General features: G+C 54.0%; 23 protein-coding genes. 13 read left to right on the top strand and 10 right to left on the bottom strand.

Annotated features, from left to right (window positions below; genetic code table 11):
- Positions 1-10 precede the first annotated feature (10 nt).
- On the top strand, positions 11-1,042 hold the full coding sequence (locus KUC_RS11080; protein WP_007113290.1) for a patatin-like phospholipase family protein: 1,032 nt from the start codon (positions 11-13) through the stop codon (positions 1,040-1,042).
- A 4-nt stretch (positions 1,043-1,046) separates the two neighbouring features.
- Here the strand turns inward: KUC_RS11080 and KUC_RS11075 are convergent, their stop codons facing one another.
- Complete coding sequence (locus KUC_RS11075; protein WP_007113289.1) at positions 1,047-1,616, bottom strand: Smr/MutS family protein; 570 nt, start codon at positions 1,614-1,616, stop codon at positions 1,047-1,049.
- Between the two features lie 169 nt (positions 1,617-1,785).
- Between KUC_RS11075 and prmB the strand changes: the two genes are divergently transcribed.
- The 5 genes from prmB to phaC all read left to right on the top strand — a co-directional run bounded on the left by prmB (position 1,786) and on the right by phaC (position 7,137).
- Entirely contained in the window at positions 1,786-2,745 is a 960-nt protein-coding gene (prmB, locus tag KUC_RS11070; protein WP_040480692.1) for a 50S ribosomal protein L3 N(5)-glutamine methyltransferase, read from the top strand.
- Positions 2,746-2,758: 13 nt separating this feature from the next.
- A complete protein-coding gene (gene aroC, locus KUC_RS11065) occupies positions 2,759-3,850 on the top strand; it encodes a chorismate synthase (protein WP_040480690.1) in 1,092 nt (363 codons plus the stop codon).
- A gap of 90 nt (positions 3,851-3,940) precedes the next feature.
- Entirely contained in the window at positions 3,941-4,438 is a 498-nt protein-coding gene (locus KUC_RS11060; RefSeq protein ID WP_050804849.1) for a hypothetical protein, read from the top strand.
- 209 nt (positions 4,439-4,647) lie between these two features.
- On the top strand, positions 4,648-5,058 hold the full coding sequence (locus KUC_RS11055) for a phasin family protein (RefSeq protein ID WP_007113285.1): 411 nt from the start codon (positions 4,648-4,650) through the stop codon (positions 5,056-5,058).
- Between the two features lie 123 nt (positions 5,059-5,181).
- Positions 5,182-7,137, top strand: a complete 1,956-nt coding sequence (phaC, locus tag KUC_RS11050; protein WP_007113284.1) for a class I poly(R)-hydroxyalkanoic acid synthase — start codon at positions 5,182-5,184, stop codon at positions 7,135-7,137.
- A 146-nt stretch (positions 7,138-7,283) separates the two neighbouring features.
- Here phaC and ahpF read toward each other — a convergent pair whose 3' ends face one another.
- Positions 7,284-8,840 carry an alkyl hydroperoxide reductase subunit F gene (gene ahpF / locus KUC_RS11045; protein WP_007113283.1) on the bottom strand — a complete coding sequence of 519 codons (1,557 nt, stop codon included), beginning with the start codon at positions 8,838-8,840 and terminating at the stop codon, positions 7,284-7,286.
- A gap of 184 nt (positions 8,841-9,024) precedes the next feature.
- Complete coding sequence (ahpC, locus tag KUC_RS11040) at positions 9,025-9,588, bottom strand: alkyl hydroperoxide reductase subunit C (protein WP_007113282.1); 564 nt, start codon at positions 9,586-9,588, stop codon at positions 9,025-9,027.
- A gap of 367 nt (positions 9,589-9,955) precedes the next feature.
- Between ahpC and KUC_RS11035 the strand changes: the two genes are divergently transcribed.
- The 4 genes from KUC_RS11035 to KUC_RS11020 all read left to right on the top strand — a co-directional run bounded on the left by KUC_RS11035 (position 9,956) and on the right by KUC_RS11020 (position 14,163).
- A complete protein-coding gene (locus KUC_RS11035) occupies positions 9,956-11,059 on the top strand; it encodes a polyamine ABC transporter substrate-binding protein (protein ID WP_007113281.1) in 1,104 nt (367 codons plus the stop codon).
- Between the two features lie 101 nt (positions 11,060-11,160).
- The gene (locus KUC_RS11030) at positions 11,161-12,342 is read left to right on the top strand and encodes an ABC transporter ATP-binding protein (protein ID WP_040480688.1); all 1,182 of its coding nucleotides are present in this window, start codon (positions 11,161-11,163) and stop codon (positions 12,340-12,342) included.
- A 68-nt stretch (positions 12,343-12,410) separates the two neighbouring features.
- Positions 12,411-13,322: an ABC transporter permease subunit gene (locus tag KUC_RS11025; protein WP_007113279.1), complete on the top strand. Its 912-nt coding sequence runs from the start codon at positions 12,411-12,413 to the stop codon at positions 13,320-13,322.
- Between the two features lie 10 nt (positions 13,323-13,332).
- The gene (locus KUC_RS11020) at positions 13,333-14,163 is read left to right on the top strand and encodes an ABC transporter permease subunit (RefSeq protein WP_040480686.1); all 831 of its coding nucleotides are present in this window, start codon (positions 13,333-13,335) and stop codon (positions 14,161-14,163) included.
- A 6-nt stretch (positions 14,164-14,169) separates the two neighbouring features.
- On the opposite strand, the gene KUC_RS11015 is transcribed toward KUC_RS11020, so the two are convergent.
- A complete protein-coding gene (locus tag KUC_RS11015) occupies positions 14,170-14,379 on the bottom strand; it encodes a zinc ribbon domain-containing protein (protein WP_007113277.1) in 210 nt (69 codons plus the stop codon).
- Between the two features lie 164 nt (positions 14,380-14,543).
- Here KUC_RS11015 and KUC_RS11010 point away from each other — a divergent pair, with 164 nt between their 5' ends.
- Positions 14,544-14,972, top strand: a complete 429-nt coding sequence (locus tag KUC_RS11010; protein ID WP_040480684.1) for a DUF3617 domain-containing protein — start codon at positions 14,544-14,546, stop codon at positions 14,970-14,972.
- A 133-nt stretch (positions 14,973-15,105) separates the two neighbouring features.
- Here the strand turns inward: KUC_RS11010 and KUC_RS11005 are convergent, their stop codons facing one another.
- On the bottom strand, positions 15,106-18,240 hold the full coding sequence (locus KUC_RS11005) for an efflux RND transporter permease subunit (RefSeq protein ID WP_007113275.1): 3,135 nt from the start codon (positions 18,238-18,240) through the stop codon (positions 15,106-15,108).
- On the bottom strand, positions 18,240-19,322 hold the full coding sequence (locus KUC_RS11000; protein WP_007113274.1) for an efflux RND transporter periplasmic adaptor subunit: 1,083 nt from the start codon (positions 19,320-19,322) through the stop codon (positions 18,240-18,242). Before KUC_RS11000 ends, KUC_RS11005 begins: the two co-directional genes overlap by 1 nt.
- A gap of 135 nt (positions 19,323-19,457) precedes the next feature.
- Here KUC_RS11000 and KUC_RS10995 point away from each other — a divergent pair, with 135 nt between their 5' ends.
- The gene (locus tag KUC_RS10995) at positions 19,458-20,642 is read left to right on the top strand and encodes a BaiN/RdsA family NAD(P)/FAD-dependent oxidoreductase (protein WP_007113273.1); all 1,185 of its coding nucleotides are present in this window, start codon (positions 19,458-19,460) and stop codon (positions 20,640-20,642) included.
- 33 nt (positions 20,643-20,675) lie between these two features.
- Here KUC_RS10995 and KUC_RS10990 read toward each other — a convergent pair whose 3' ends face one another.
- From KUC_RS10990 to KUC_RS10975, 4 genes are all read right to left on the bottom strand, one after another.
- Positions 20,676-20,987, bottom strand: a complete 312-nt coding sequence (locus tag KUC_RS10990; protein WP_007113272.1) for a YqjK family protein — start codon at positions 20,985-20,987, stop codon at positions 20,676-20,678.
- Positions 20,962-21,366, bottom strand: coding sequence for a phage holin family protein (locus KUC_RS10985; protein WP_007113271.1), 405 nt, complete (start codon positions 21,364-21,366; stop codon positions 20,962-20,964). Before KUC_RS10985 ends, KUC_RS10990 begins: the two co-directional genes overlap by 26 nt.
- Positions 21,366-21,698: an ElaB/YgaM/YqjD family protein gene (locus tag KUC_RS10980; protein ID WP_007113270.1), complete on the bottom strand. Its 333-nt coding sequence runs from the start codon at positions 21,696-21,698 to the stop codon at positions 21,366-21,368. The genes KUC_RS10985 and KUC_RS10980 overlap by 1 nt, the downstream gene beginning before the upstream one ends.
- An 81-nt stretch (positions 21,699-21,779) precedes the next feature.
- Positions 21,780-22,811 carry a phospholipase A gene (locus KUC_RS10975; RefSeq protein WP_040481016.1) on the bottom strand — a complete coding sequence of 344 codons (1,032 nt, stop codon included), beginning with the start codon at positions 22,809-22,811 and terminating at the stop codon, positions 21,780-21,782.
- A gap of 199 nt (positions 22,812-23,010) precedes the next feature.
- Here KUC_RS10975 and mscK point away from each other — a divergent pair, with 199 nt between their 5' ends.
- Positions 23,011-26,328 (top strand): mechanosensitive channel MscK, encoded by a 3,318-nt coding sequence (gene mscK / locus KUC_RS10970; RefSeq protein WP_007113268.1) that lies wholly within the window; start codon positions 23,011-23,013, stop codon positions 26,326-26,328.
- Positions 26,329-26,335 lie beyond the last annotated feature (7 nt).

Raw genomic sequence — 26,335 nt, 5'->3', positions numbered from 1 at the left:
GGAACGTAGCATGAATGAAATGGCTCACTTGAATGGTGGCAATAAGGTCGCACTGGTGCTGGGTAGCGGTGGTGCTCGCGGCTATGCGCATATCGGCGTGATTGAAGCACTGGAGGCGCGAGGGTTTGAAATTGTTGCGGTATCCGGGTGTTCAATGGGCGCGGTGATTGGCGGTATTTATGCCGCGGGTAAGCTGCCTGAGTACCGTGACTGGGTGTGTCAACTCGACTACCTGGATGTGCTCAAACTGGTGGACGTGACCTGGAGCCCGATGGGTGCGATGCGTGCCAGCAAAGTCATGGGCAAACTGGAAACCCTGGTCGGCGATATTCTGATTGAAGACCTAGCGATACCCGTCACCACGGTGGCGACTGATTTGGTGCGTCAACGGGAAGTTTGGTTTCAAAGTGGCCCATTGCTGCAGGCGATTCGTGCCTCAATGGCCGTGCCGGGTGTTATAACGCCTGTTCATCTAGGCGAGCAGGTGCTGGTGGATGGCGGACTGCTCAACCCTCTGCCGATTATGCCCATGGTGGCCGCCCGCCAAGCAGACTTTGTGGTAGCGGTTAATGTGACTGCCCATAGTCCGTTGCCGGTGACCTTAGAGGAGTTACTGCCCCAAGAGGAGAACGCCGTCGATAGTCGCACCCAAAACGAGATCGACCGTGATCAGCGTATGAGCAGTTGGATAGGCGATGTGCGCGCCGCTACCCAAAAACTGTGGGCAGGGTTTGGTGCAAATGGCGATGGCGAAAACGGGCAGGGCGACGACGAAAAGCTAGAAGAAACCACAGAAGCGCGCGGCAAGCGCGAGTGGAGCAAGCTCGATATGATTTTGGAGTCGTTTGATATTACCCAGGCAGCGTTGGCCAAGTACAAGGTGGCGGGTTACCCACCCGATGTGCTGATCGAAATACCCAAAACGGTGTGTAGTACTTACGAATTTTACCGGGGTCGAGATTTGATTCGCCTTGGCCGTCATTTAGCAGATGAAGCGCTAGAGCGGCGCCTGCCCGGCATCGCTTCGGATGCTACCGAGTAGAGGGCTATTGGCCCCGCTTGCGCAGCAATATATAGACCGCACCGGTGCCACCGTCTATATCGATTGCCGAGCAGAAAGCCAGTACCCCCGGCCACTCCCGCAGCCAGGTGTTGGTATGGCTTTTGAGTACGGGAAAGTCCGAGGTGGTGCCCCACGCTTTGCCGTGCACGACCAGAACGCAGCGCATGCCCTGACCAGCCGAGTCGCGTAGAAAACTCTCCAGCTCTGCGCGGGCCTCCTCTAGCGTATAGCCATGCAGATCAAGTCCCGCTTGCCACGCCGTTTGGCCGCGCTTTAACTGACTAAACGTACGCCATGGCAAGTCTGGCACGCTAAATTCTAGGTACTCGGAGGGGCGTACTGCTTCCACCCTGCCATCCGAGGTGCGTCCTCTGGATTGAGGGGCGCTGCTTTCAACCGCTGCGTTGCGCCGCGCCTCGTGCGCCTTACCGTCGCGTTTGGGTTTGCCTGGGTCGGCCTGATTGGTGGCGATAGGGCGTACACCCGCCGCCTTTAAGGCGTCGCGGAAGGCACTGATATCGTCATCATTAGGCAGGTGGCGGTGTCGCGTCATTTCAGGCTCAGGTGGCAGAAAAAGGTGGTAGCAAAGGTGAATCTGCTAAAGGAGCACAGTATAGCGGGCTGAGCGTTGCTGTGAACCGGACGAAGTGAAAGGTACAATCTTTTTATTCGTTATACGTATAACGCTTTATTGCCATGAGTATTGTTAACCAGGAGCCGCTGTGACCACGCATCTAAATGTTGAGCATTCACACTCAACCCTTTCCCTGTCGGAGTCGTTGCTGGTGAGCCAGCTGTTTACGCTACGCGACTACCTGCGCTGGGTCTCCAGCGAGTTTTATCTGGCGGGGCTGCACTATGGCCATGGCACTGACTCTGCCTGGGATGAGGCGGTGGCGCTCTGCTTAGGCGCGCTGCACCTGCCGTGGAATATTGACCCCAGTGTATTAGAAGCGCGGCTGCTGCCCGTTGAACGCCAGCGGATTATTGCCCTGGCGCGGAAGCGTATCACCACCCGTCGCCCGCTGCCTTATTTGCTCGGCGAGAGCTTTTTTGCCGGTCACCCGTTTAGCGTTGATGAACGCGTGCTGATTCCGCGCTCGCCGATTGCCGAGCTGATTGAGGATGGCTTTGCTGCCTGGTTCCCAGAAGAGCCGCCCGCCAGTGTGCTGGACTTATGCACCGGCTCCGGCTGCATCGGCATTGCCACAGCTCTCTATTTGCCCACCTGCGAAGTGGCGCTTGCGGATATCAGCCAGGATGCTCTAGCCGTGGCACGGCAAAATATTACCCGCCACGATGTGGGCGATCGGGTACGTGCGGTCGAGTCGGACGTCTTCGGTGGCTTGGAAGGGCGGCGTTTTGATCTCATCGTCTCCAATCCGCCCTATGTGGATGCTCGCGACCTTGCCACCATGCCCGCCGAGTTTCGCCATGAGCCTTCGTTAGCGCTGGGCGCAGGCAGCGATGGCCTGGATATTGTGCGACGCATACTGCGTGAAGCGCGGGAACACTTAACCGATGAGGGCTGGCTGATTGTAGAGGTCGGCAACTCTGATCGCCATGTGGAAGCCGCGTTTCCCGACGTGCCTTTCTTATGGCTTGAATTCGAGCGTGGTGGCCAGGGCGTATTTGCCTTGAGCGCCGCTGAACTCGACGCCCATGCGGCGTCTTTCCAGTGAGGAACTAACCGCCATGTCTGGCAATACCTTTGGCAAACTATTTACCGTCACTACGTTTGGTGAGAGTCATGGCCCTGCGCTTGGTGCGATCGTGGACGGCTGCCCGCCAGGGCTTGAGTTAAGCGAAGCCGATTTGCAGCTCGATCTGGATCGCCGCAGGCCGGGCAGTTCGCGGCATACCACCCAGCGCAAAGAGCCTGATCAGGTGCGCATTCTGTCCGGGGTGTTTGAAGGCAAGACCACCGGCACCTCCATTGGCCTGTTAATCGAAAATACCGACCAGCGCTCCAACGACTACTCAAAAATCAAAGAGCAGTTTCGGCCCGCCCACGCGGATTACACCTACCACCACAAATATGGCCACCGTGACTATCGTGGTGGCGGGCGTTCCAGCGCCCGTGAAACCGCCATGCGGGTGGCCGCCGGGGCGATCGCCAAAAAGTATCTGGCCGCCCAAGGGGTGCAGATTCGCGGCTATATGAGTCAGCTAGGCCCGATCAAGATTGAATTCAAACAGTGGGAGTCGGTGGGCCAAAATGCCTTTTTCTGCCCTGACCCGGCGCGCGTAGCCGAATTGGAAGCCTATATGGATCAATTGCGCCGCGACCAGGATTCAGTCGGTGCTGAGATTACCGTGATTGCTGAGGGCGTGCCTGTTGGGCTGGGCGAGCCGGTATTTGACCGCCTGGATGCTGATCTGGCGCATGGTTTGATGAGTATTAATGCGGTAAAAGGTGTTGAAATAGGTGCAGGTTTTGGCTGTATCGCCCAGCGCGGCAGTGAACACCGGGACGAGATGACGCCAGAAGGTTTTCTCTCCAATCACGCTGGCGGCGTGCTTGGTGGTATCTCCAGCGGCCAGCCCATTGTGGCTCGCCTAGCACTAAAGCCGACGTCCAGTATCACCACGCCGGGCCGCTCCATTGATGTCCATGGACAGGCCGTCGAAGTAATTACCAAAGGGCGTCACGACCCCTGCGTGGGTATTCGCGCAACGCCCATTGCTGAGGCGATGATGGCGATTACGCTGCTGGATCACTGGCTGCGCCAGCGCGGACAAAATGGTGAGGTGAGCGTTGATACGCCGCGTTTAACCCAGCGCTAACGCAATACGGTGAGATTTGTAGTTCGCTGCTACACTCAAACAAAACAAATGCATGACTAACGGTCGTGACAAACAGTGCAGGAGACGCCTATGAAGATTAACGTTGAGTTTGATCTTACTCCGGACGAGTTTCGCCAATCACTGGGTTTGCCGGATGTCGAAGCTTTCCAGAAACACCTGCTGGAAAATATCCAACGGCAAATGGAGTCTGGGGTAGAAGGGTACGATCCCATGAGTCTCATGAGGCCTTTTCTCCAGCAGCCGATGATGCAGCAAGGTCTCTCTCAGGGGTTATCTGAAGGGCTGTCTCAAGGGCTAGCCAACTTCGGCACTTATCAGCAAATGATGCTGGATATGTTGCGCCAAGCGGGCAGCTCAAGCACTAATTCCACTAGTGCATCCTCGGCTAACGGCAGTGAAACCAAGAAAAGTGCTGATAGCACGAAAAGCAGTGCGGCAAGTGCTAATGCGAGTAATGCCAATAAAAGTGCCAGTAGCAGTAGTGGTGGTAAGACCAAGTCAACAGCATCGTCGCGCTCCCGTTCCGGTTCAAGCACGCGTTCTACATCCAAGCGTAGCGATGCATAGAATAAATTAGTCAGTTATCGCGGATTTACTTAACAGGCAGTATCAGGTCTGTTGAGGTAGGGCAGGGTAATACGGCACAGCATCACTGAAAGCAACAGTGGTGTTGCAATGCAGCATGCCAGGGATTACTCTTTTTGCAGTGCAGCAAAACTACATCACGATGAGTCACTCCAAGGCTCATGCCAAGGAACTAAACAGGAGCAGACACTATGCAAGACAATATGATGGACGCCTTTAACGCCCAAACTAAGCAAATGTTTGAGCCCATGCGTAAAATTAATTCGCTGATGCTTAACAACATGGAAAAAATGACCCAGTATCAGCTGGAAGCCATGAAGCGCTACAGCCAGATGGGTACCGAGCGCATTCGTAGCGCCACTGAAATTCAAGACGCAGAAAGCCTACGTGATTTCGGCACCAAGCAAGCTGAAATGATGAACGAGCTTTCCCAACAGATGCAGGAAGATGCGCGCGTAATGAGCGAAATGAGCCTGCAGTTTAAGTCTGAAATGGAAAAAATGTTCAGCGAAGCCGGCCAGCAAATGTCCGAGCAAGCCAAGGCTGCTACTAAAAGCGAGCAGCCTGCCAAAGCCTCTAGTCAGTCATCGCGTAAGAGCTGATTAGTGACATCATCGCGGCGCCCAAGGGCGCCGCGATGCATTTATAAGCTTGAGCTTATATTTTAAAACTGATCTTAGCAAAAGCGGTCGGTGCGCCCGAAGATAGGCGTAGGGAGAATAAGTATGCAGTCAGCATGGCACAATCCGTTCCAGGCAATATCGCAAGGGCTCTCTGAGGGCTTGTCTTATGGACTGCCTCAAGGGCTTTCTGAAGGGCTATCTCAAGGTCTCTCTCAAGGTCTCTCTCAAGGACTGCCTGAAGGGTTATCGACAGCGGAGATTGAAGCCTGGAATAATCAGCTTAAAGAGATTGGTGAACAGTACCAAGGATTGATGCAGGATCTGCTTTCCCGTATCGCGCCCAGTGAAGCCGCCGACTCCATTTACAGTGATATGCGTGAAAGCTTTGAAGCGGGTGCGCAGTCGTTAATGCAAAACCCTACCCTACTGTGGGAAACCCAGAACCGTTTGCTACAAGACCAGTGGCTGTTGTGGCAGCAAGCCGTTCGTGGCATGGCTGGCGAGCAAATTACTCCGCTGATCACCCCGGCCAAAAGTGACCGCCGCTTTAAAGACGAAGCTTGGACTCAAGACCCACACTACATGGCCATTATGCAGCAGTACTTACTGTTCTCGCAGATGGTGGAAGAGCTGGTTGAAAGTTTAAGTGGTTTGGATGAAACCAAACAGCGTAACTTGATGTTTTACGCTCGCCAGTTGGTCAATGCGATGGCGCCCACTAACTTTATGACCACCAACCCAGAGGTCATGCGCCGTACCATTGAAACCCGTGGTCAAAACCTAGTGGATGGTTTAGCCCGCCTACGGGAAGATTTGGGTAACTCTGCTGAAGGTATTAATGTCCGCATGACCGATCGCGCCGCCTTTGGTGTGGGCGATAACATCGCCGTAACTCCCGGTTCGGTGGTGTATGAAAACGAATTGATCCAGTTGATCCAGTACACGCCAACGACGGAAAAGACCTTTAAAACGCCGTTGCTGATGGTGCCGCCGTGGATCAATAAGTACTACATTCTGGATCTACGTGAAGGTAACTCAATGGTTAAGTGGCTGGTTGATCAAGGACATACTGTCTTCTTGATCTCCTGGCGTAACCCTGGCCCGGAGCAGCGCGATATCACCTGGGCCGACTATATGCAGATGGGGCCGATTAGCGCCATGGAAGCCATTGAGCAGGCCTGTGGCGAAAAGTCGGTTAATCTACTCAGTTATTGTGTCGGAGGCACGTTGACTGCTTCTACGGTGGCGTATCTCACCAGCACTCGACGTGGGCGCAAAGTAAGGTCGGTAACCTATATGGCCACGCTGCAGGATTTTCGCGATCCTGGCGACATCGGCGTATTTCTTAATGAGCGGGTAGTTGAGGGGATTGAGAAAACGCTAGAAGCGAAGGGTTACCTTGATGGCCGTTCAATGGCCTACACCTTCAACTTGCTGCGTGAGAATGATCTGTTTTGGTCGTTCTACATTAATAACTACTTGAAGGGTGAAACGCCCGCCGCCTTTGATCTGCTCTACTGGAATACCGACGGCACCAATTTAGCCGCAGGTACCCATGCTTGGTACTTGCGCCATATGTACTTAGAGAACCGCTTGGTTGAGCCTGGTGGCATTGAACTGGATGGCGTGAAAATTGATCTGCGCAAGGTGTCAACGCCCAGCTATTTCGTATCCACCAAAGAAGACCACATCGCCAAATGGAACAGCACCTACTATGGGGCGTTGCTACCCAAGGGGCCGGTCACCTTTGTACTAGGCGGCTCTGGGCATATTGCGGGTATCGTCAACCCGCCCCATAAAAACAAGTACGGCTACTGGACTAACGACGCACTGCCGGAAAGCCATGACGCCTGGCTGGAAAGCGCTACTGCTCAGGAAGGCTCCTGGTGGCCACACTGGCAGGCGTGGATGACCGAAAATAGCTATGCCGATAGCGAAAAGATGGTGCCCGTGCGCCAACCTGGTGATGGTGAACTCAAGGTGATTGAGCCTGCGCCAGGACGCTATGTGAAAACGACAATTCCCGAAGTGCTAGGGGAAATTCCGTCTAAAACGTAATTACTTAGCTGGGTTTGAATAGCATAGCTGGTGCCCAAAACCAGAAAAAAAAGCCCGCTGAAATCAGCGGGCTAGACGTCACGGTCTTTTACGTCAAAAGGATCGATGCTGCTAAGTCTTTAACTAAATCTTTCACTACTAAGTCATTAATTGCGGATTAAGTAGTCGAAGGCGCCCAGCGATGCCTTGGCGCCTTCGCCCATGGCGATGATGATCTGCTTGTAGGGCACAGTAGTAACATCCCCTGCGGCGAATACGCCGGGTACCGAGGTCATACCGTGAGCATCCACGATGATCTCACCGCGGGGCGTCATTTCAATCGGTGAGCCTTTCAGCCATTCGGTGTTAGGCACCAGACCAATCTGAACAAAAATACCTTCCAGCGCGATGGTTTTGCTCTCATCGGTGGTGCGGTCTTTATAGTTCAAGCCATTGACACGGCTGCCATCACCCGTCACTTCGGTCGTTTGTGCGTTGAGAATAATATCGACGTTAGGCAGGCTCTTGAGCTTTTTCTGCAATACCGCGTCGGCGCGCATCTCGCCCATAAACTCCACCAACGTGACATGGCCGACTATACCCGCCAGGTCAATCGCCGCTTCAACACCCGAATTACCGCCACCGATCACGGCTACCCGCTTACCTTTGAACAGCGGGCCGTCACAGTGGGGGCAGTAAGCCACGCCTTTGTTGCGGTACTGCTGTTCGCCGGGCACATTCATTTCGCGCCAGCGGGCGCCCGTCGCCAGTATCAGGGTTTTGCTCTTAAGCTTTGCGCCAGACTCAAAGGCGACTTCGTGCAAGCCACCTTCCACCTCGGCTGCTTTAAATGAGGTGGCAAGCTGCAGATTCATGACATCGACTTCGTAATCTTTTACGTGCTCTTCAAGCGCACTAACCAGTTTGGGGCCTTCGGTATGGGAAACAGAGATAAAGTTTTCAATTCCCATGGTGTCCGCTACCTGGCCACCGAAGCGCTCAGCTGCAACGCCGGTATTAATACCTTTACGTGCTGAGTAAATCGCTGCCGCCGCGCCTGCCGGACCGCCACCAATCACCAGCGTATCGAAAGCGGCTTTTTCGTTTAGCTTTTTGGCATCGCGTTCGGCGGCACCAGTATCAACCTTGGCCAGAATCTGCTCAAGTGTCATGCGGCCTTGATCGAACGGCTTACCGTTCAGATAAATGCTCGGCACCGACATGATTTCCCGCGACTCAACTTCGTCCTGAAACAGAGCCCCGTCGATAGCGACGTGGCGTACGTTCGGGTTGAAAATCGCCATTAGGTTTAGCGCTTGTACCACGTCAGGACAGTTCTGGCATGAAAGCGAGTAGTAAGTCTCGAACAGCATTTCGCCGTCGAGGTCTTTGATTTGGTCGAGTAGCTCATCAGAGGTTTTGGGCGGATGGCCGCCTACTTGCAGCAGCGCCAACACCAGCGATGTAAACTCGTGACCCATGGGGATACCAGCAAACACCACGCCCGTCTCTTCACCGGGGCGGTTGATCGCAAACGATGGCTTGCGGGCGTCCTGGCCATCGCTGTGTAGCGTAATCTTATCGCTTAAGCTGCTGATGTCCTCAAGCAGGCCGAGGAGTTCTTGCGACTTGGCACCGTCATCGAGGGAGGCAACGATCTCGAACGGCTGAGTCACTTTTTCCAGATACGCTTTCAACTGGGATTTTAAATTGGCGTCCAGCATGACAGTAGCTTCCTCGCAGGTAACAGACGTATTGAACACACGCGTGTGACGGTGCTAATCATTAATATTTAGAAACTGGTTTGAAAACTGTTTTAAAACAGAACGCCCGGGTGAAACCCGGGCGTAGAATCTGCACGCACTTGTGCTAGCAAATAAGAGCAAGCGCGTGAAAGCTGTAGGCGATTTAGATTTTGCCTACAAGATCCAGAGACGGAGCGAGTGTTTCTTCGCCTTCTTTCCATTTAGCCGGGCACACTTCGTTCGGGTTGGCACGAACGTATTGAGCAGCTTTCACTTTACGCAGCAGCTCTTCGGCGTTACGGCCAATGTTGCCAGCGTTGATTTCAACAATTTGGATTTTGCCATCGGGGTCGACAACAAAGGTGCCGCGCTCAGCAAGGCCGGCTTCTTCAATCAGTACTTCGAAGTTACGCGAAATACGTAGCGTCGGATCAGCAATCATCGGGTATTGCAGTTTACCGATGGTCTCAGAGCTGTCGTGCCAAGCTTTGTGAGTAAAGTGTGTATCGGTTGAAACGCTGTAGATTTCGACGCCCAGCTTCTTGAACTCAGCATAGTGATCAGCCAGATCGCCAAGCTCGGTCGGGCATACAAAGGTGAAGTCAGCCGGGTAGAAGAAAAAGATAGACCATTGGCCTTGCAGATCCGCTTCAGTCACATCGACGAATTCGCCATTCAGGTAAGCAGTGGCTTTAAACGGCTTTACTTCAGTGTTGATCAAGGACATTCAGATAATCTCCAGGTGTCATGAGTGTCGGGTTTATAAAGTATGGCTAATGCTAACGGCTAGTGACTAATGTCTAAAATTAAAAAAAGCCATCTAGCCAATAGCATTGCCCTATTGGCGGATAAGAGAATCCTGTTTCATTGGCTACTTAATGGGGTCGGTAGGGTAAAATACAAGAATTTTTCACATTGTCTTGCGGCCGACGTCGCTGCACCGCAAAATTCGCACGGTCAGCATTATGGCCTACGCTATTGTTAGCCGCTGATAGCTGGTGGCGACAGCAGCAGGGCGCACTTGGTAAAAGGCACTTGGCAAATTATTTGGCTGAATCGTTTAGTGAATAGCTTAGATAACAGGAGCAGTGATAATGGGGAACATCCATAAACTTTCCGCGGCCGTTGCGGCCATCTCATTCGCCGCAGCGGCTAGCGCTACCCACGCTGAAGAGGTGCGGGTGTTTAACTGGTCAGACTACATTGCTCCGGAAACGCTGGAAAAATTCACCGAGCGTACCAGCATTGAAGTGATCTATGACGTTTATGATAGCAATGAAATTTTGGATGCCGCACTGCTCGCCGGGCGCTCCGGCTACGATGTAGTGGTGCCCTCTACCCACTACTTTACTCGTCAATTGAGTGCCGGTGTTTACCAGACGCTCAATCATGAGTTACTGCCCAATTTTGACAATCTCAACCCCGAACTGATGACCCGCTTGGAAACCATCGATGCCGGTAGCGAATACTCTGTTCCCTATATGTGGGGCACCAATGGTATTGGCTATAACGTTGATCGCGTGAAGGAGATTTTGGGTGACGACGCGCCGGTGGATAGCTGGGCTCTTCTATTCGACCCTGAAATAACTGCTGCGTTGAGCGAGGCGGGCTGCGGCTTGTCGATGCTGGATTCAGGTGATGAGATGCTCTCTCCCGCTATGGCGTATTTGGGCTTAGACCCGCTTAGCGAAAATATTGATGACCTGGAAGCTGGCGGCGAGTTGATTGCCGGTGTTCGCGACAATATGACCTACTTCCATTCGTCACGCTATGTGTCTGATCTGGCGAATGGTGATATCTGCGTATCCGCTGGCTACTCTGGCGATATTTTCCAGGCTGCCGAGCGTGCTGAAGAGGCTGGCCGTGATTTCAGTATTGGTTACAGCATTCCCAAAGAAGGCGCTGCCCTCTGGTTCGATATGATGGCAGTTCCCGCTGATGCGCCGAACACTGAAAACGCTCACGCCTTTATCAACTTTATTCTCGACCCGGAAATCGCCGCTGAAATTACCGAGTACGTGCGTTATGCCAATCCTAACGTGGCGGCCAATGAGTATCTCTCTGATGAGATCATCAATGACTCGGCTATTTACCCGGAAACCGAGGTCATGCAAAACCTGTACGTAGCGATTGAAAAGCCTCAAGATGTGCAGCGCGCCCGCACGCGTATTTGGAATCGCGTGAAGTCGGGTCGTTAAACCGACATTTATCCGACGGCGAGCCAGAGGCTGATACTCACCGGCTCGCTGTTCATCTTTTTTAATGCCCGGGTTTCCGGGCCTTTTGATGGGAGTGGCGAATGGTCACTACGCCCCTGTCGAACGAGCCTTCATCTGCTTTGCCAATTACTTCTACCTCGCCGAGATCCCAGGGCAAAACCCCGCGGTTTGCTGAAGATGTGGTGCTGGAAGTAAAACGCTTGAGCAAGCGGTTTGATGATGCGCTGGCGGTGGATGATGTCAATTTGCAGGTTAAGCGCGGGGAGATTTTCGCGCTATTGGGTGGTTCCGGGTCGGGTAAATCAACCCTGCTGCGGATGTTGGCGGGCTTTGAGACGCCCTCTGAAGGCCGCATTTTATTAGACGGTGAAAATATCACCGCGATGCCCCCGCACAAGCGGCCTATCAATATGATGTTTCAGTCCTATGCGCTATTTCCGCATATGACGGTGGCGCAGAATATTGCCTTTGGCTTAAAGCAGGACAAGCTACCCAACGCAGATATCGACGCTCGCGTCGCGCATATGCTGAAGCTGGTGCATATGGAGCGTTTTGCCAAGCGCAAGCCGCACCAGCTCTCTGGCGGCCAGCGCCAGCGGGTGGCGCTGGCGCGTTCGCTCGCCAAACGACCAAAATTGCTGCTGTTAGACGAGCCCATGGGCGCGCTGGATAAAAAGCTGCGCACTGAAATGCAGCTGGAGGTGGTCGAGATCATCGAGCAGGTAGGGGTTACCTGCATTATGGTCACCCACGACCAGGAAGAGGCCATGACCATGGCCGACCGCGTGGCGATAATGGCCGATGGCTGGATTGAGCAAGTAGGCTCGCCAATCGATATTTATGAAAGTCCGGTAAGCCGCATGGTGGCGGAATTCGTCGGCACTGTGAATCTGTTTGAAGGGGAGATTATCGAAGACGCAGCCGACCACTGCCGCATTGTCGCACCTGCACTTGAACGACCTATTTACATTGACCATGGTATTACCACTCAGGCGTCGAATCGTCGGGTTTGGGTCGCAATTCGACCTGAAAAAATCTGGCTAACCCGCGAGAAACCCACCACTGAATATAACTGGGCGGAAGGCAAGGTGGATGATATCGCCTATCTAGGCGGTTTCTCGCTCTATTACGTGCGCACCCAGTCGGGCCAGATCATTAAAGTCAGTATGGCCAATACAAAGCGTCGCGGTGATCGGCCTACCTGGGAAGACAGTGTGTATGTCTACTGGGAAGATCACAGCACGATTGTTTTGAACCGCTAACGCCTTTAACCGCTAGCATACTGAACTGCAACAGTGGCGCATTCCTTACCGCGAGGAGACGGCCCTTAATGAAGTTATCTCGTTCTTCAGCACTGCTCAAACGCTTGCAGTTAGGGCGTCGGGCAGTGATCGCGTTTCCGCTTGTGTGGCTAACGCTGTTTTTTTTACTGCCCTTTGCGCTGGTGCTCAAAATCAGCCTCTCCGAGGCGGCGATTGCCATTCCTCCCTATGGCCCGCTGCTTGAGTACGTCGATCAGACGCTGCATGTATTTCTCAACCTAGGCAATTACCTTTTTCTGCTCTCCGACTCGCTATATATCGCCGCCTACTGGGGTTCGGTGAAGACGGCGTTTATCGCCACGCTGGCCTGTTTGCTGCTGGGTTACCCGATGGCCTATGCCATGGCACGGGCACCGGCCCGCTGGCAGTTGCTGTTACTGCTGCTGGTGATGTTGCCGTCGTGGACGTCGTTTTTGATTCGTGTCTACGCTTGGATGGGGATTCTCAGTAACAGCGGCTTAATCAATAACCTGTTGATAGGGGTTGGCCTGATTGATTCGCCGCTGCGTATGATGAATACCCAGTTTGCGGTCACCATTGGTATTGTCTACGCCTACCTGCCGTTTATGGTGTTGCCGCTGTATGCCCACTTAACGCGCATGGATAACTCGCTATTAGAGGCCGCTGCTGATCTTGGCTCGCGCAAACTCAATACCTTTATCAAAGTCACCTTGCCGCTCTCTACTGGCGGCATCGTAGCCGGTTCGATGCTGGTGTTTATTCCGGCGGTAGGGGAGTTTGTGATCCCCGAGCTGCTGGGCGGCCCTGACACGCTAATGATCGGCAAAGTGCTGTGGGAGGAGTTCTTCCTCAACCGCGACTGGCCCGTGGCGTCGGCGCTGGCCATGGTAATGCTACTGCTGTTACTGGTGCCGATTGTCTGGTTCCACCGCTACCAGTCCCGCGAATTTCAAGAGTGACGCTTGAATCATGATCAGAATGCGACGGCCTAACTTCTCGACGGTCATGCTGGTGCTTGGCCTACTGTTTCTTTACCTGCCGATGTTTGTGCTGGTGGTGTATTCGTTTAACGCGTCGAAACTGGTCACAGTGTGGGCGGGGTTTTCCACCCAGTGGTACGGCGAACTGTTTCGTGATCAGCAGATATTGTCGGCGGTGTGGACGAGCCTACGCATCGCTTTTTTTGCGGCCAGCATGGCGGTTTGCTTGGGCACCGTGGCGGCCTTTGTGATGACACGCTTCGGCCACTTCCGAGGCAAAACGGCGCTATCGAGTATGGTGACGGCGCCGCTGGTGATGCCTGAAGTAATAACGGGTCTCTCGCTATTGCTGCTATTTGTGCAGATGGCGCAGATTACCGGCTGGCCCGCCGACCGGGGTATGGCGACGATCTGGATTGCTCACACTACCTTTTGCAGTGCCTACGTGGCGGTGGTGGTGGCGGCAAGGCTGCGGGAAGTAGATCATTCGATTGAAGAGGCTGCGATGGATTTGGGCTCGCCGCCGCTGAAAACCTTCTTTTCGATCACGTTGCCGATTATTACCCCGGCGCTGGCGGCTGGCTGGCTGTTGGCCTTTACGTTGTCACTCGATGACCTGGTGATCGCCAGCTTTGTCTCAGGCCCAGGGGCTAATACGCTGCCCATGGTGGTGTTTTCATCGGTACGTATGGGCGTGTCGCCAAAGATTAATGCGCTCGCCACGTTGATTATATTGACCGTATCCCTGGCAACGTTATTGGCTTGGTTTTTTATGCGGCGTAATGAGACCAAGCGGAAGGCTGCCCTGCAAGAGGTTTAATTCAAGCTATAGGACGTCGTCGTCGCGCCCGGCGACAATGCTGTCGAGTGCCCCTGTCATCGGCGAGACGATAATTTGTAGCTGGATGGGTGCGCAGCACTGATGGCAATCTTCCCAGGTGTCATGGCTGCCCTGTGAAGTATCAATGAGAAAGGTCAGTGGAGAATCGCAGTAAGGACAGTGAAAGTCATAATTGACCAGGGCGTCGTCTTGCATTGTTGGCTACCTTGTATAGCGGGTGCGCTGAATCAGGCATTTGTTTTACATTGCGTGATTCATAAAACGTTGAGTGTAGCAGTATGGCGGTCAGGTAAAGCATCGTGGGATTGAATCAGGTAGGATATTCATAGGTTCCTAAAGCAAACGCAGTGAGAGTAGCGATGATGTTACGTAACATGGCAGTAGCGGCCCTAGTGGCCTTTCCGATGGTCGCGTTGGCTGAAACTCCCAATGTCACCCCTGGTGAGTGGGAGTTTGTGAGCAAAACCAGCATTAGCGGCGAAATGGAAATTCCGGATCAAACGGAAACCGAGCGCCAGTGTATTACCCAGGAAGAGCTTGAGGGCGCTGAATTCGGCTTCATTGAGGAGGAGGAGGGTTGCGAGCTGCTCGACCAGGAGTTGAACGCGGACGGCCTAAGCTACAGCATGGTGTGTCGTGCTGAGGGCGGTGAAGCCACCATCGATGGCGAAATGCGTTTTATGGGTGAACGTATCGAAGGCAGCGTTGATATCCTTACCCAGTCACCCATGGGTGAGCTGAGCATGAATACCGTGATTGAAGGCGAGCATCTCGGCGAGTGTGAGTAATCGCTAGCTCTCTTTTCAAAGGGTGCCAATAGGCACCCTTTTTCATTGAGAGTGTTATTGCGAAGAGTGAAACGACGAAGCTTCGCAATGACATCCCTCCCGCCCAAATTGCCACGCTTCAGTCGCCATGACATCAGTCCGCTGGCGCGTTTGCAATTTCCTCCTCCAACTGCCGCTTAACGGCACCTGGAGAACCAGTGTGACGCGCGAGTAGATCGTAAGCCACAGGCACGACAAACAGCGTAAACAGCGTCGCCGAGCCTACCCCCGCCATAATTACAGTGCCGATGACCAGGCGCGACTCTGCCCCAGGCCCTGTCGAGACAATCAGTGGAATGGCACCGGCCATGGTGGTCACGGCGGTCATTAGGATGGGTCTTAAACGCGTCACAGAGGCTTCAATCAACGCCGTACGAAATGCTTTTCCCTCGTCGCGCAGTTGGTTGGCAAACTCGACAATCAGAATGCCGTTTTTAGCCGCTAGGCCAATTAGCAGCACCAAGCCTACTTGGCTGTAGATATTCAGCGATTGACCGCTTAACAGCAGAGCGAGTAGAGCACCGCTCATCGCTAGCGGCACTGTGAGCATAATCACAAAGGGGTGAATCAGGCTCTCAAACTGCGCGGCTAACACCAAAAAGACCACTAATGCGCCCAGTATCAGCAGAAAAGCGGTAGCACCGCTGGCCTCTTGGAAGTCCCGCGAGGCCCCTGCCACATTGGTTTGTGCCTCTTCTGGCAGTAGCTCTATGGCACTCTGCTCTAAATAGTTCAAGGCTTCACCGAGGGGGTAGTCATCCGCCAAGTTGGCTTCAATTGTAATCGCCCGTATACGGTCAAAGCGGTTCAGGGTGCTGGCGCCAGCAAAGTCGGAGAGGGTGACCAGGCTGGCCAGAGGTATCAGCTCGCCTGTGCGCGCTGAGCGCACCTGTATGTTGTCCAGCGCTCTTGGGCTGTTTTGGCTACCGCGGTCACCTTCCAAAATCACATCGTACTCTTCACCGTCATCAACATAGCGTGTGACGTTACGCCCACCTAATAATACTTCAAGCGTTCTGCCGATCTCGGTCACGGTAACGCCTAGCGAAGCGGCACGCTCGTAGTTAATGTCGACCCGCAACTGCGGCTGGGTTTCGTTATAGTTGCTCTCAAGTGCCATTAAACGCGGATTGTTTTCGCGCACATGATCAATCAGCGTATCGCGCCAGCGGGCAAGCTCTTGGTAACTGCCTCCGCCCAGCACAAACTGTACCGGCTTTTGGGTACGCTGCCCAAACCCTTGGCGCATCACCGGGAAGGCTTGTACCCCCGGCAGGGTGCGTAGCTTTTCGCGCACTTCGGCCATAATCTCCCAGGCACTGCGTCGACTGCCCCAGTCGGCCATATTGACGATAATAAAGCCGCTGTTAAAGTTTTCAATGTTGCCGAAACCACGCGGGGCGCGAACGACCACGCGCTCCAACTCGCCGCTTTCTACCAGGGGCGTCATACGCGATTCGATCTCATCCATGTAATCCATCATGTAGTCGAAGGTGGCACCTTCAGGGCCATTCACTAACACGATAAAGTTGCCGCGATCCTCCTGTGGGGTGTATTCGTTCGGCAGCACCGTGGCCAGCCAGGCGGTGGCACCAATCAGCAATGCAAACGCAGCTATTACCAGCCAGCGCATTTTAAGCATCCACTCTAACGACGCCTGGTAACGTCGCTGGGTGCCGCTAAGCAGCCACTGCACCGCTTTGCCAATCCGGCTGTCGTGCATGCCCGGCTTAAGAATTTTGGACGCCATCATTGGCGTAAGCGTTAACGCCAACAAGGTAGAGACCACTACCGCGGCGGCCATGGTCAACGCGAACTCGGAAAATAGCCGACCAATATCGCCTTGCAGCATACTGAGCGGCACGAAAACCGCCACTAACACCAGGGTGGTGGCGATGACGGCAAAGGCGATCTGCCGAGTACCGCGAAAGGCGGCGACTAACGGTGTTTCGCCGTAGTCGTGCATGCGTCGGTTAATATTTTCAAGCACTACGATAGCGTCATCGACAATCAGACCGATCGCCAGTACCAGCGCTAGCAGCGTTAGCAGGTTAATCGAGAAATTCATCGCGGCAAGAGCGGTAAAGGCTCCAATAACGGCAATCGGAACGGTCACCGCAGGAACCAGGGTGGTGCGCAAATTGCCCAGAAACAGAAAGATCACCACCACGACCAAGCCCATGGCGATAAATAGCGTCATAACGACCTGCTTAATCGCCCCGGAGACGAACAGCGAGGCGTCGTAGTTCAGGCTCAGAGACATGCCTTCGGGTAGCGTGCCTTGTAGGCGTTCAAGCTCTACCTGCACCGCTTCGGAGAGCTCTATCACATTGGCCGTCGACTGCATGATCATGCCCAGGCCCACCATGGGTATGCCATTAGAGCGGAATACCGAGCGATCCTCTACCGCGCCCACTTCTACTCTGGCCACATCAGCAAGGCGTACCAGATAGCCATTTTCGCCCTGATTGGGGGAGGCGCTGCGGGTGGCATTGAGGGCAAGGCGCTGAAAATCCTCCGCACTAGCAAAACTACGCGGGAGGCGAACAATAAACTGACGATCTTCGGATTCAAGCGAACCCGCAGGCAGTTCAACGTTCTCTGCCCGGAGTGCATCTTCAATATCGCTAACGGTGAGTCCCCGCGCGGCCAAGGCGTTTCGATCCAGCCACACGCGCATGGCATAGTCACTGCCGCCGCCGACACGCACTCGTGCCACCCCAGGCTGAACGGACAAGCTGTCGACCAGAAAGCGGTTTGCGTAATCGGTCAACTCGGTGATGGAGTAGTCTTCGCCAGAAAGGCTTAGCCACACCACTATCTCTTCGCTGCTATCGGCTTTGGTAACCTCGGGGTTATCAGCGTCGTCGGGTAGGTTGCGTAGCGCGCCGGAAATGCGGTCGCGAATGTCATTGGCGGCGGCATTGATATCCATATCAATGCTAAACTCGATTTCGATTCGCGAGCGGCCATCTTCGCTGCGTGAGGTAATCAGCTCAATGCCTTCAACGCCAGCAATACGGTCTTCTAGCACTTGAGTAATGCGTGTTTCGACCACGCTGGCCGAGGCGCCGGGGTAGCGGGTATCGACGGTGACTACTGGCGGGTCGATGGTAGGATACTCTTGCAGCGGCAAGCGATTAAGCGCCAGTAGACCGAAGGCAATAATCAGTGCTGCGATCACCATTGCCAGGACGGGGCGCTGAACAGATATATCCGATAAGCGCATTAGCGGTCGGCCTCCAGCAGCGCTCGTATACCGGTCTCTTCATCGACAATCCCGATCAACCTCGCTTCTTGCCCATCTCGGGCCAGTTGTAGGCCATGAACGACAATTAAATCGTCAGGGGCTAAGCCCTCAAGAATTTCCACCTCCCCATTGCGCCGCTCGCCGATCACCACTTCGCGTCGTGCCAGGCGTGTGGTGCCCTCAGGCTGTTCGATAAGCATCACAAAGTGGCGGTCACCGCTAGGCTCAATGGCAGCCTCAGGGATGACAATGGTGTCGCGTACGCGTTGTTGAACGATCACTTCCATCAGCATGCCGGGACGCAGTCGGTCATCGGCATTATCGAGATCAGCACGGATGTTAACGCTGCGCGTTACTGGATCCACCCGCGTACCGATGGTAGCGACTTCGCCGCTAAAGATGTCGTCAGGGTAGGCGGCAGTCGTGGCATTAAGCATCAAACCCGGCGAGAGGCGGCCCAGGAATACCTCGGGTACGCCAAAATCGAGTTGCATAACATCCAATTTATCGAGCGTCACCAGCTCCATTCCTGGGGTGACCAAGGCACCGATACTGATATTGCGAAAGCCGACACGGCCGTTAAAGGGGGCTTTTATTTGATAATTAGCTAGCTGAGCTTCAATTGCTTGAATATTGGCATCTGCCTGACGCAGCCGAGATAGGCTATCTTCTACATCGGCCCGGGCCGCAAGATTGCGCTCTTGCAGCTGTGAAGCCCGGTTGGATGCATTGAGCCGCTCTTCGCGAAGTGCCTGGGAGGCCCTTAACTGCGCCTGCTCTTCTGCATCTTCTAAGCGAATAAGCAGTTGCCCCTTTTCTACCTGCTCGCCGTCACGGAAATTGATATCGGCAACAATGTCCGTGACGGTAGCTGATAGCGTGACGCTCTCATCAGCGCTAAGCGTTCCCAAGGCTTCCAGTGGGTCCGACCATGTGCTCATGACTACCCGCGTGCCGATGACTGATGGCGTGGATTGGGCGATCACCACATTGGATAGCAGCAGGGTGAGAGGTACCAGCGCGAGTCGCAACAGCTGTCGTCGATGAATAGGCAAAAGCATAGTGTTCTCAGCGTTAGATAATATTCATACAATAATTGTATAGGGTAATTCGGTTATATAATAATTTTTAAGCCTGACCCTGTTAAAATGCCTGCTTTTTACAGCGGGAGTCGCCCTCATTATGAGCTGTCCATTATGATCTATGATGTCGTCATCATCGGAGCTGGCGCTGCGGGCTTAATGTGCGCGGCGCAGGCGGGCTATGCCGGCAAACGGGTGTTAGTGCTTGATCATGCTAACAAAGCGGGCAAGAAGATCCTGATGTCCGGGGGCGGTCGCTGCAACTTTACCAATCTTGGCACTACGCCACAGCACTTTTACTCGTCAAACCCTCACTTTTGTATATCGGCGCTTAAACGCTACCGGCCTGAGCATTTTGTCGAGCTGGTTGAGCGCCATGGCGTTGAACATGTGGAGAAAACACCGGGGCAGCTATTCTGTGCAACCTCTGCCAAAGAGATCGTCCGCACGCTACTTACCGAGTGTGAGTGGGCGGGGGCTGAAATAAAACTCAGTACACAGATTACTCGCGTGGAGCAGCAGGGCAGTGCCATGCGGCTAACGACCTCGATAGGTAAAATCGATACGGGTGTGGTGGTAGTGGCGAGCGGTGGGTTTTCCATTCCGAGCATGGGAGCGACGGGGTTTGGTTATGACATAGCCCGTCAATTTGGCCTGGAGGTGTTCGATACCCGTCCTGGACTGGTGCCGTTTACCTTGAGCGATACCTGGAAAGCGCGCGCAGCAGAGCTTTCTGGCTTGAGCGTGCCAGTGACCGTTAGCGCTGGCAGTTGCCGCTTCGTGGACCCTATGCTGTTTACCCACCGCGGTTTGTCTGGGCCGGCGATGCTGCAGATATCCAGCGTCTGGCAGCCCGGTGAGAGCATTACGGTTGATCTGCTGCCCGGGGAGAATGTGGCGGAATCGCTGCGCGAGGCGCGACAAGAGACCCCTAAGCGTCAGCTTTCTACTTGGCTTGGCGAACGCTTTCCAAAGCGTCTAGCGCAAGCACTGCTAGAATGGTATCCCGACCATGACCCGGCACGGCCACTGGCCCAGTATGCTAACGCAGCGTTGGATGAGTGGGCGGGAAGACTCAATGCCTGGCAATTGAAGCCAGCAGGAACCGAAGGTTGGCGCACCGCTGAAGTAACCATGGGTGGGGTCAATACCGATGCGCTATCGTCCAAAACCTTTGAGGTTAAAGGTTTACCACAGCTTCGTTTTATCGGAGAAGTATTGGATGTAACGGGGGAGCTAGGTGGTTATAACTTTCAGTGGGCGTGGGCTAGCGGAGTAGCCTGCGGACAATCTTGCTAAGCAGCGCCACTAGTCCAGGCAATAGCGTCAGAGTTAAGTAGCCACTTTGGCTAATAATTTAAGCTTCTTGAGCAGCATATAGCCTGCAAGGGCTTTTCTGCCTGCCACCATTGCTCCACCTGGGTGGCGTATCAGCTTGAATGCGGCAAAGCCGCCGACGATGTAGAGCGGTAGTTTGAAGCTTTGCCAATTTTTATCCAGCGGTAAAGCTGCCTGTTGCAAATAATCGCTATCGACCAAAATATCCACGCGCTGCTGCTCCAATTCAGCCAGCAGCAGCGCTTTGCGCTCAGCGCGACTTAGTGGTTTCGTTGGCGGTTTAGCGGTGTCTGCGGATGGTTTCATCGCTTGGCTCCTCAAGCAATGCTCGATCTGCGGCAAGCTGTTTGAGTGTTTCTTTTAAAAGAGAGTGTTGCTTGGACTGGCGAATCGCAATAACCGCGAGTAGCAAGCTGGCACCGATCAACACACCAGCACTGATGGCAATGGCGGTCAAGCGATAGCTATCCCAGAACAGAACCACTACTAATGCCGTCAACGTGGCAATACCCAGCAAGAGCAGCAGTAAGCTTGCTCCTGCGAGTAGCAGTAGAACCAGTAAGCGAGCACGCTCCTCTTCTAACTCAAACACCGCCAAACGCAGGCGGGTTTCACTATTAGCAATCAGCGATTTCAGTAGGCGTTTGGCAGCAGAGAAGACGCGTTGGGTGGGACCCAAAGCCATTAGCGACGACCGAGTAGCATACCCACAACCACACCCGCTGCGGCACCAATGCCAATGCTCGTCCAGGGGTTGTCATGCACGTAGCGGTCACAGCAGTCAGCTTGATGAGACAACGTTTCACGTGTGTCTTCATAAATACGCTCACCGCGTGCTTCGAGGCGTGCGCGGGTATCTTTTAATCGACGCTCCGCACGTTCGCGAAGGTCATGCATTTCACCGCTGGCATCTTTTGACGTGGCATTGACCAATTCTTCAACTGTTTCGCTCAAGTGGCGAAGGTCTTCTTTAAGTTGGTCAGAGCGTGTAGTGGTGTCTGAATTATGTTTAGCCATGGAGTCTTCCTTTGACGGACGAGTGAATGATTGGTCTACTACAAGCATAGCAGCCACTTAATAGCAGACAAGTAAATGCGCCTATTGGTTCAGCCCTGTGGCACTAAATAAGGGATTTAAGCTAAACCCAAGGCTTAAGCGGTGCACGCGATGATCATAATCGATCATGCTTTCACCATATCCATAGTAGTACTGTACATGCGCCCGCAAGCTGTTGAAGGCAGGCCAACTGTAATCAATCTGGGTGCCAATATTGCCAGCACTAGGGTTGCCACGTAACTGACCACTCACTTCATGGTTGTTATTGAGGCGTTTGGCGAGACGAATATCGCCGTATCCCATGTAGCGTTCGATATCTGGGTTGTCGTCATCCTTTGAGGATTCTGGTACGCGCCAATGCGGTGCCAGGGTAAGCGCCCAGTCGCCGCGTTGAAAGTTGCTTTCAAGATAAACCCGATTCCAGCTACGTGAGAGAGGATCTGAGCGACCATTAGACTGGTGATTGAGGGATACTCGGTTGCGGGTATTCACCCAGCCAAGCGCCTCCCAGGCATTGTCAAAGTCGATAAATATTTCCGGCTCGTAGTTGGTTTCTCGGAAAGGCGACGAGGCGTCGGTGTTATAAGCCTGCCACCAACTGCGCTGTGTGTAGCCAAAGTAAACGTCGCCGTAGTTACCAAACACCTGCTCAGCCAGATTAACTTTGGCGCTGAACTGGAACTTCAACTCCACGTCATCCATTTCACTATCGTCAGAGATGTTGCGGAAGCTTTCACGGTTCTGGTTGGTGTTATAGCTAACCGGAAACAGGTAGTTGGTACGGTGGGTCGTAATTGAAAATGGGTTCCGGGTTGATTCCTGTTCAAGCTTACGGCGCTCGCTTAAATCTTCCCGTGCAGCTTCTTCCGGCAACTGTTCAAACGGTATGCCCTGCGCAGCATCTTCGGGGCTCTCAATATGCTGTAACTGTTGATGCAGATCATGCAGCTCAGCGTTGAGGGCACGGATACGCGCCTCAATCTCTTGTTGAGACTCAGCGACGACACTCGTACTAAAAGTAGCAAGACTCAGCAGGACAATAAGTTTCGTCAACGGCAGTTTTCGGGTGGCCATCAAGGTGACTCGCAAAATGAATGAATAGGCAAATGCCAAGCTTGTTTCTATCACGCCGACTGCGGAAGTCAACACCTCTGATTGCGCTGCCTATCAGAACGTCTGACAATAACCCTACTATCCGTGTCTGCGGAGCTTTCGATGTCAACGAGGCATAAGTAACGTGGTGAGATGCGTCTGTAAGTGGAGTATATCCTGTTTGTTCCTGCTGTTCGTTATGAGCAGTGCCGCTATTAATCCAGCCCACGCTGCGCTTCAAGCCAGTATGCTCGAACGGGTGCCAGAGTCGGCTGAGCTGGCATCAAGGCTTGCTCAGATAGAGGCGGCTGAAGGAACGTTGACCGCCCAGCAGGCAAGCGATAAAGAGGCCCTAGAGGCGGCCCTTGACGCATATGAGCGGTTGGCCTCTGTAGATGAGCGCCTTGCTGCGTTAGACACCCGTGTAGAACAAGCCCCTGAAATGCTAGCACGTCTGCAACGTGAGTTGAGCGAAGCTGAAGAAACCTCGCAGCAGCTAACCGTTGCCGACTTGAGCGATCGTGCCCTCGACGAGCTGGAAACGTTGCAATCCAACGCCGTGGTCGAGCTACAGCAATTGCAAAGCCAGCTGGCGGAAGTGAACTCGCAGCTACTGGCCGCCCAAACACTGCCTGAACGTGCCCAGCAATCCATCGCGGAAACCCTCCAACGCGCGGAGAGTTTACGCCGACAGCACGACGAGCGCGAGGCTTTGCTAGCGGATCGCCAACTCTCTGCACTGAGCGATGCCCGACTTATCCAGTTACGCCTTGAACGGGCGCTTGCCGAACGCGAAGTAAGCTTTTATCAGCGCGAGCTAAGCGCTAATAGCCGCCTGCGTGAGTTAGCGCAGGAGCGCCGTGATGTGCTAATGGTGCAGATTGATTATCAAGAGCAGCAGCTAACGATGCTGCAAGGGGTGATTGATCGGCAGCGTCGGTTGGCTTCTGAGCAAGCCATTGCCGATGCCGCCAGGGATAACCCATTAATCGCCGCGGGGCATCCGGTGGTGGTGCAAGCGCAGCAAACCAACCATACACTAAGCCTGGAGCTGCTTCGGGCAACCGACCGCGCTAACAGTATTGTGCGCGAAAATATTGAAGCCCAGCGGCAGTTGGAGAACGTGCGTCAGCTACAGCGTAGCCTTAATGAGCAAATTGAGGCTATCCGCGGTAGCCAACTGCTGTCGCGTATTCTGCGCGAACAGCGCAAGTCGTTGCCCCCCTTGTCGGCACCACGAGATTTGCAGGACGAAATCGCCGACCTGCGTTTAAAACAGTTTGATTTAGTCCGCCAGCGCGATCAGCTACGCCAAAGCGAACAGTATGCCACTTCGCGTTTAGCCGAAGCGGGCATAGAGGCGACGCCAGGGCTGGTCGACTCCCTTTCGAAGCTTTATCAATCACGCCGTGAGCTGGTCGAACAACTGGAGCAGTCTTACGGCAGCTTATTAAGCGCAGCTATTGAGCTGCAGCTCAACCAGCAGCAGCTAATAACGACGACCAGTGAGTTACGCAAAACCATCGATGAGCAGCTGTTTTGGGTCGCCAACAGCCGTCCATTGGATCTTAATTGGGTGCGCCAATTACCGCGCAACCTGCGGCTAGAGTGGCAAGAAGGAGAGTGGCGCGCCATTTTGCCTACCCGCTGGCAAGGGTTCTCGTGGGAAGTGCTTAGAGGGGCACCGCTAGTGGTGTTAAGCCTGGTGCTAATGGGATTGCGTCGAAAGATTAAGGCCCGCTTGGCCAAACTGCATTCGCAGATTGGTCGGTTAAAGAGCGATACCCAGCTGCATACTCCTAGGGCGGTGCTGCTGAATGCGCTGCTGGCACTCTCAGGCCCGCTGGCATTAGCGGGTATTGGCGTTGGCCTGCTTGGGGCGGCGGGGTCGTTAGCTAATAGTGTTGCCCCGGCACTGCTTCAATTAGCGCTTAGCTGGGCAGCTGTCGCCTGGCTGCGCAGGTTATTAGTCACCGATGGCGTGGCTGAACGTCACTTTACCTGGTCGCCGCACTACAATGCCCGGTTGCGTCAGCTGTTAGGCGGGTTGGGTATCGCCTTAATGCCGGTGATTGCCATTGCGGCGATGTCCGGAGAGATGGAAACGCCGCTAGCGCTGCGTCCTGTCGCCTTGGGGATACTTTCGTTTGGCTTGATAGCGATGAGCTGGTGGCTGGCGCAATTGATACTGGCGCATATTCCCATTTTTGGCGTGCACCTGTTTCGCTTGCTGTTGGGCCTGGCGATGGCCTCGGTGCCGCTAATTCTGCTGGGATTGGTGGCCTGGGGTTATGAATACACTGCGTTACGCCTAGTGGGGCGGTTCGCGATTACCCTTTACTTGCTGGGGCTATGGGTCGTGGTGGAAGCCTCTTTGGTGAGAAGTCTCGCGGTGGCCGCACGGCGGCTCGCTTATCGTCGTGCGCTGGCGCGCCGTCGTGCTCAGGTACAAGAGGGGGCGGAAGGTGGCCTCGAAGTAGTAGAGGAGCCTCCGCTGGATATGGCGCAGATCAATAGCCAGTCGCTGCGGCTTTCTAAGTTGATTGTGTTGATTGGCTTTAGTGCGCTACTTTATTTGGTTTGGTCAGACTTGCTTTCGGTGCTTGGCTATTTGGATAACGTGTCACTATGGGAGGCACAAGAAGGGGATCTGGTCGATACCGCTCTATCGATATCAGACATCTTTGCTGCCCTGCTGATTGTGGCTGTTACATTTATCATGGCGGGCAACTTACCCGGTCTGCTGGAAGTGATGGTGCTTTCCCGGCTGTCATTGAAACAGGGTAGCGCCTATGCCATTAGCTCGTTGCTCTCCTACACCATTGTGGGCACGGGGATTGTCATGGGGCTGTCAACCCTTGGCGTTTCCTGGGACAAACTACAGTGGCTGGTAGCCGCCCTGAGTGTGGGGTTGGGGTTTGGCTTACAGGAAATTTTTGCCAACTTTATATCCGGTTTGATCATCCTGTTTGAGCGTCCGATTCGTATTGGCGACACCATCACGATTGGCAATTTGCACGGTACCGTCAGCCGGATCCGTATCCGCGCGACTACCGTCACCGACTTTGATCGCAAAGAGATCATTATCCCCAATAAAACCTTTGTGACCGACCAACTGATTAACTGGTCGTTGTCGGATAACATCACCCGCGTTGTTCTCACCTACGGCGTGGCCCACGGCTCCGATATGGCCAAGGTGCATCAGCTGTTACGTCTGGTGGCGGATGAAAATCCACGCGTGCTAACCGATCCAGAACCCCAGGTTTTCTGTTTAAGCTATGGGCAGCACAGCCTCAATTTTGAGCTGCGCATTTTCGTCGACAACCTGCTCGACCGGTTGTTTGCCGCCGATGAAATTAACTGTCGGGTAGATGCGCTGTTTCGGGAAGCTGGCGTACGCGTGGCGTTTGAACAGATGGATGTGTGGCTACACCCTGATCAGGGTGTAGCGGTAAAAGTGCAGTCCACTAATCAACTGACGCCCCCCGCGTCAACTTAATGCTCGC

The sequence above is a fragment of the Vreelandella boliviensis LC1 genome (assembly GCF_000236035.1).
Taxonomy (GTDB): domain Bacteria; phylum Pseudomonadota; class Gammaproteobacteria; order Pseudomonadales; family Halomonadaceae; genus Vreelandella; species Vreelandella boliviensis.
This window is presented reverse-complemented; position numbering and strand designations above follow the sequence as displayed.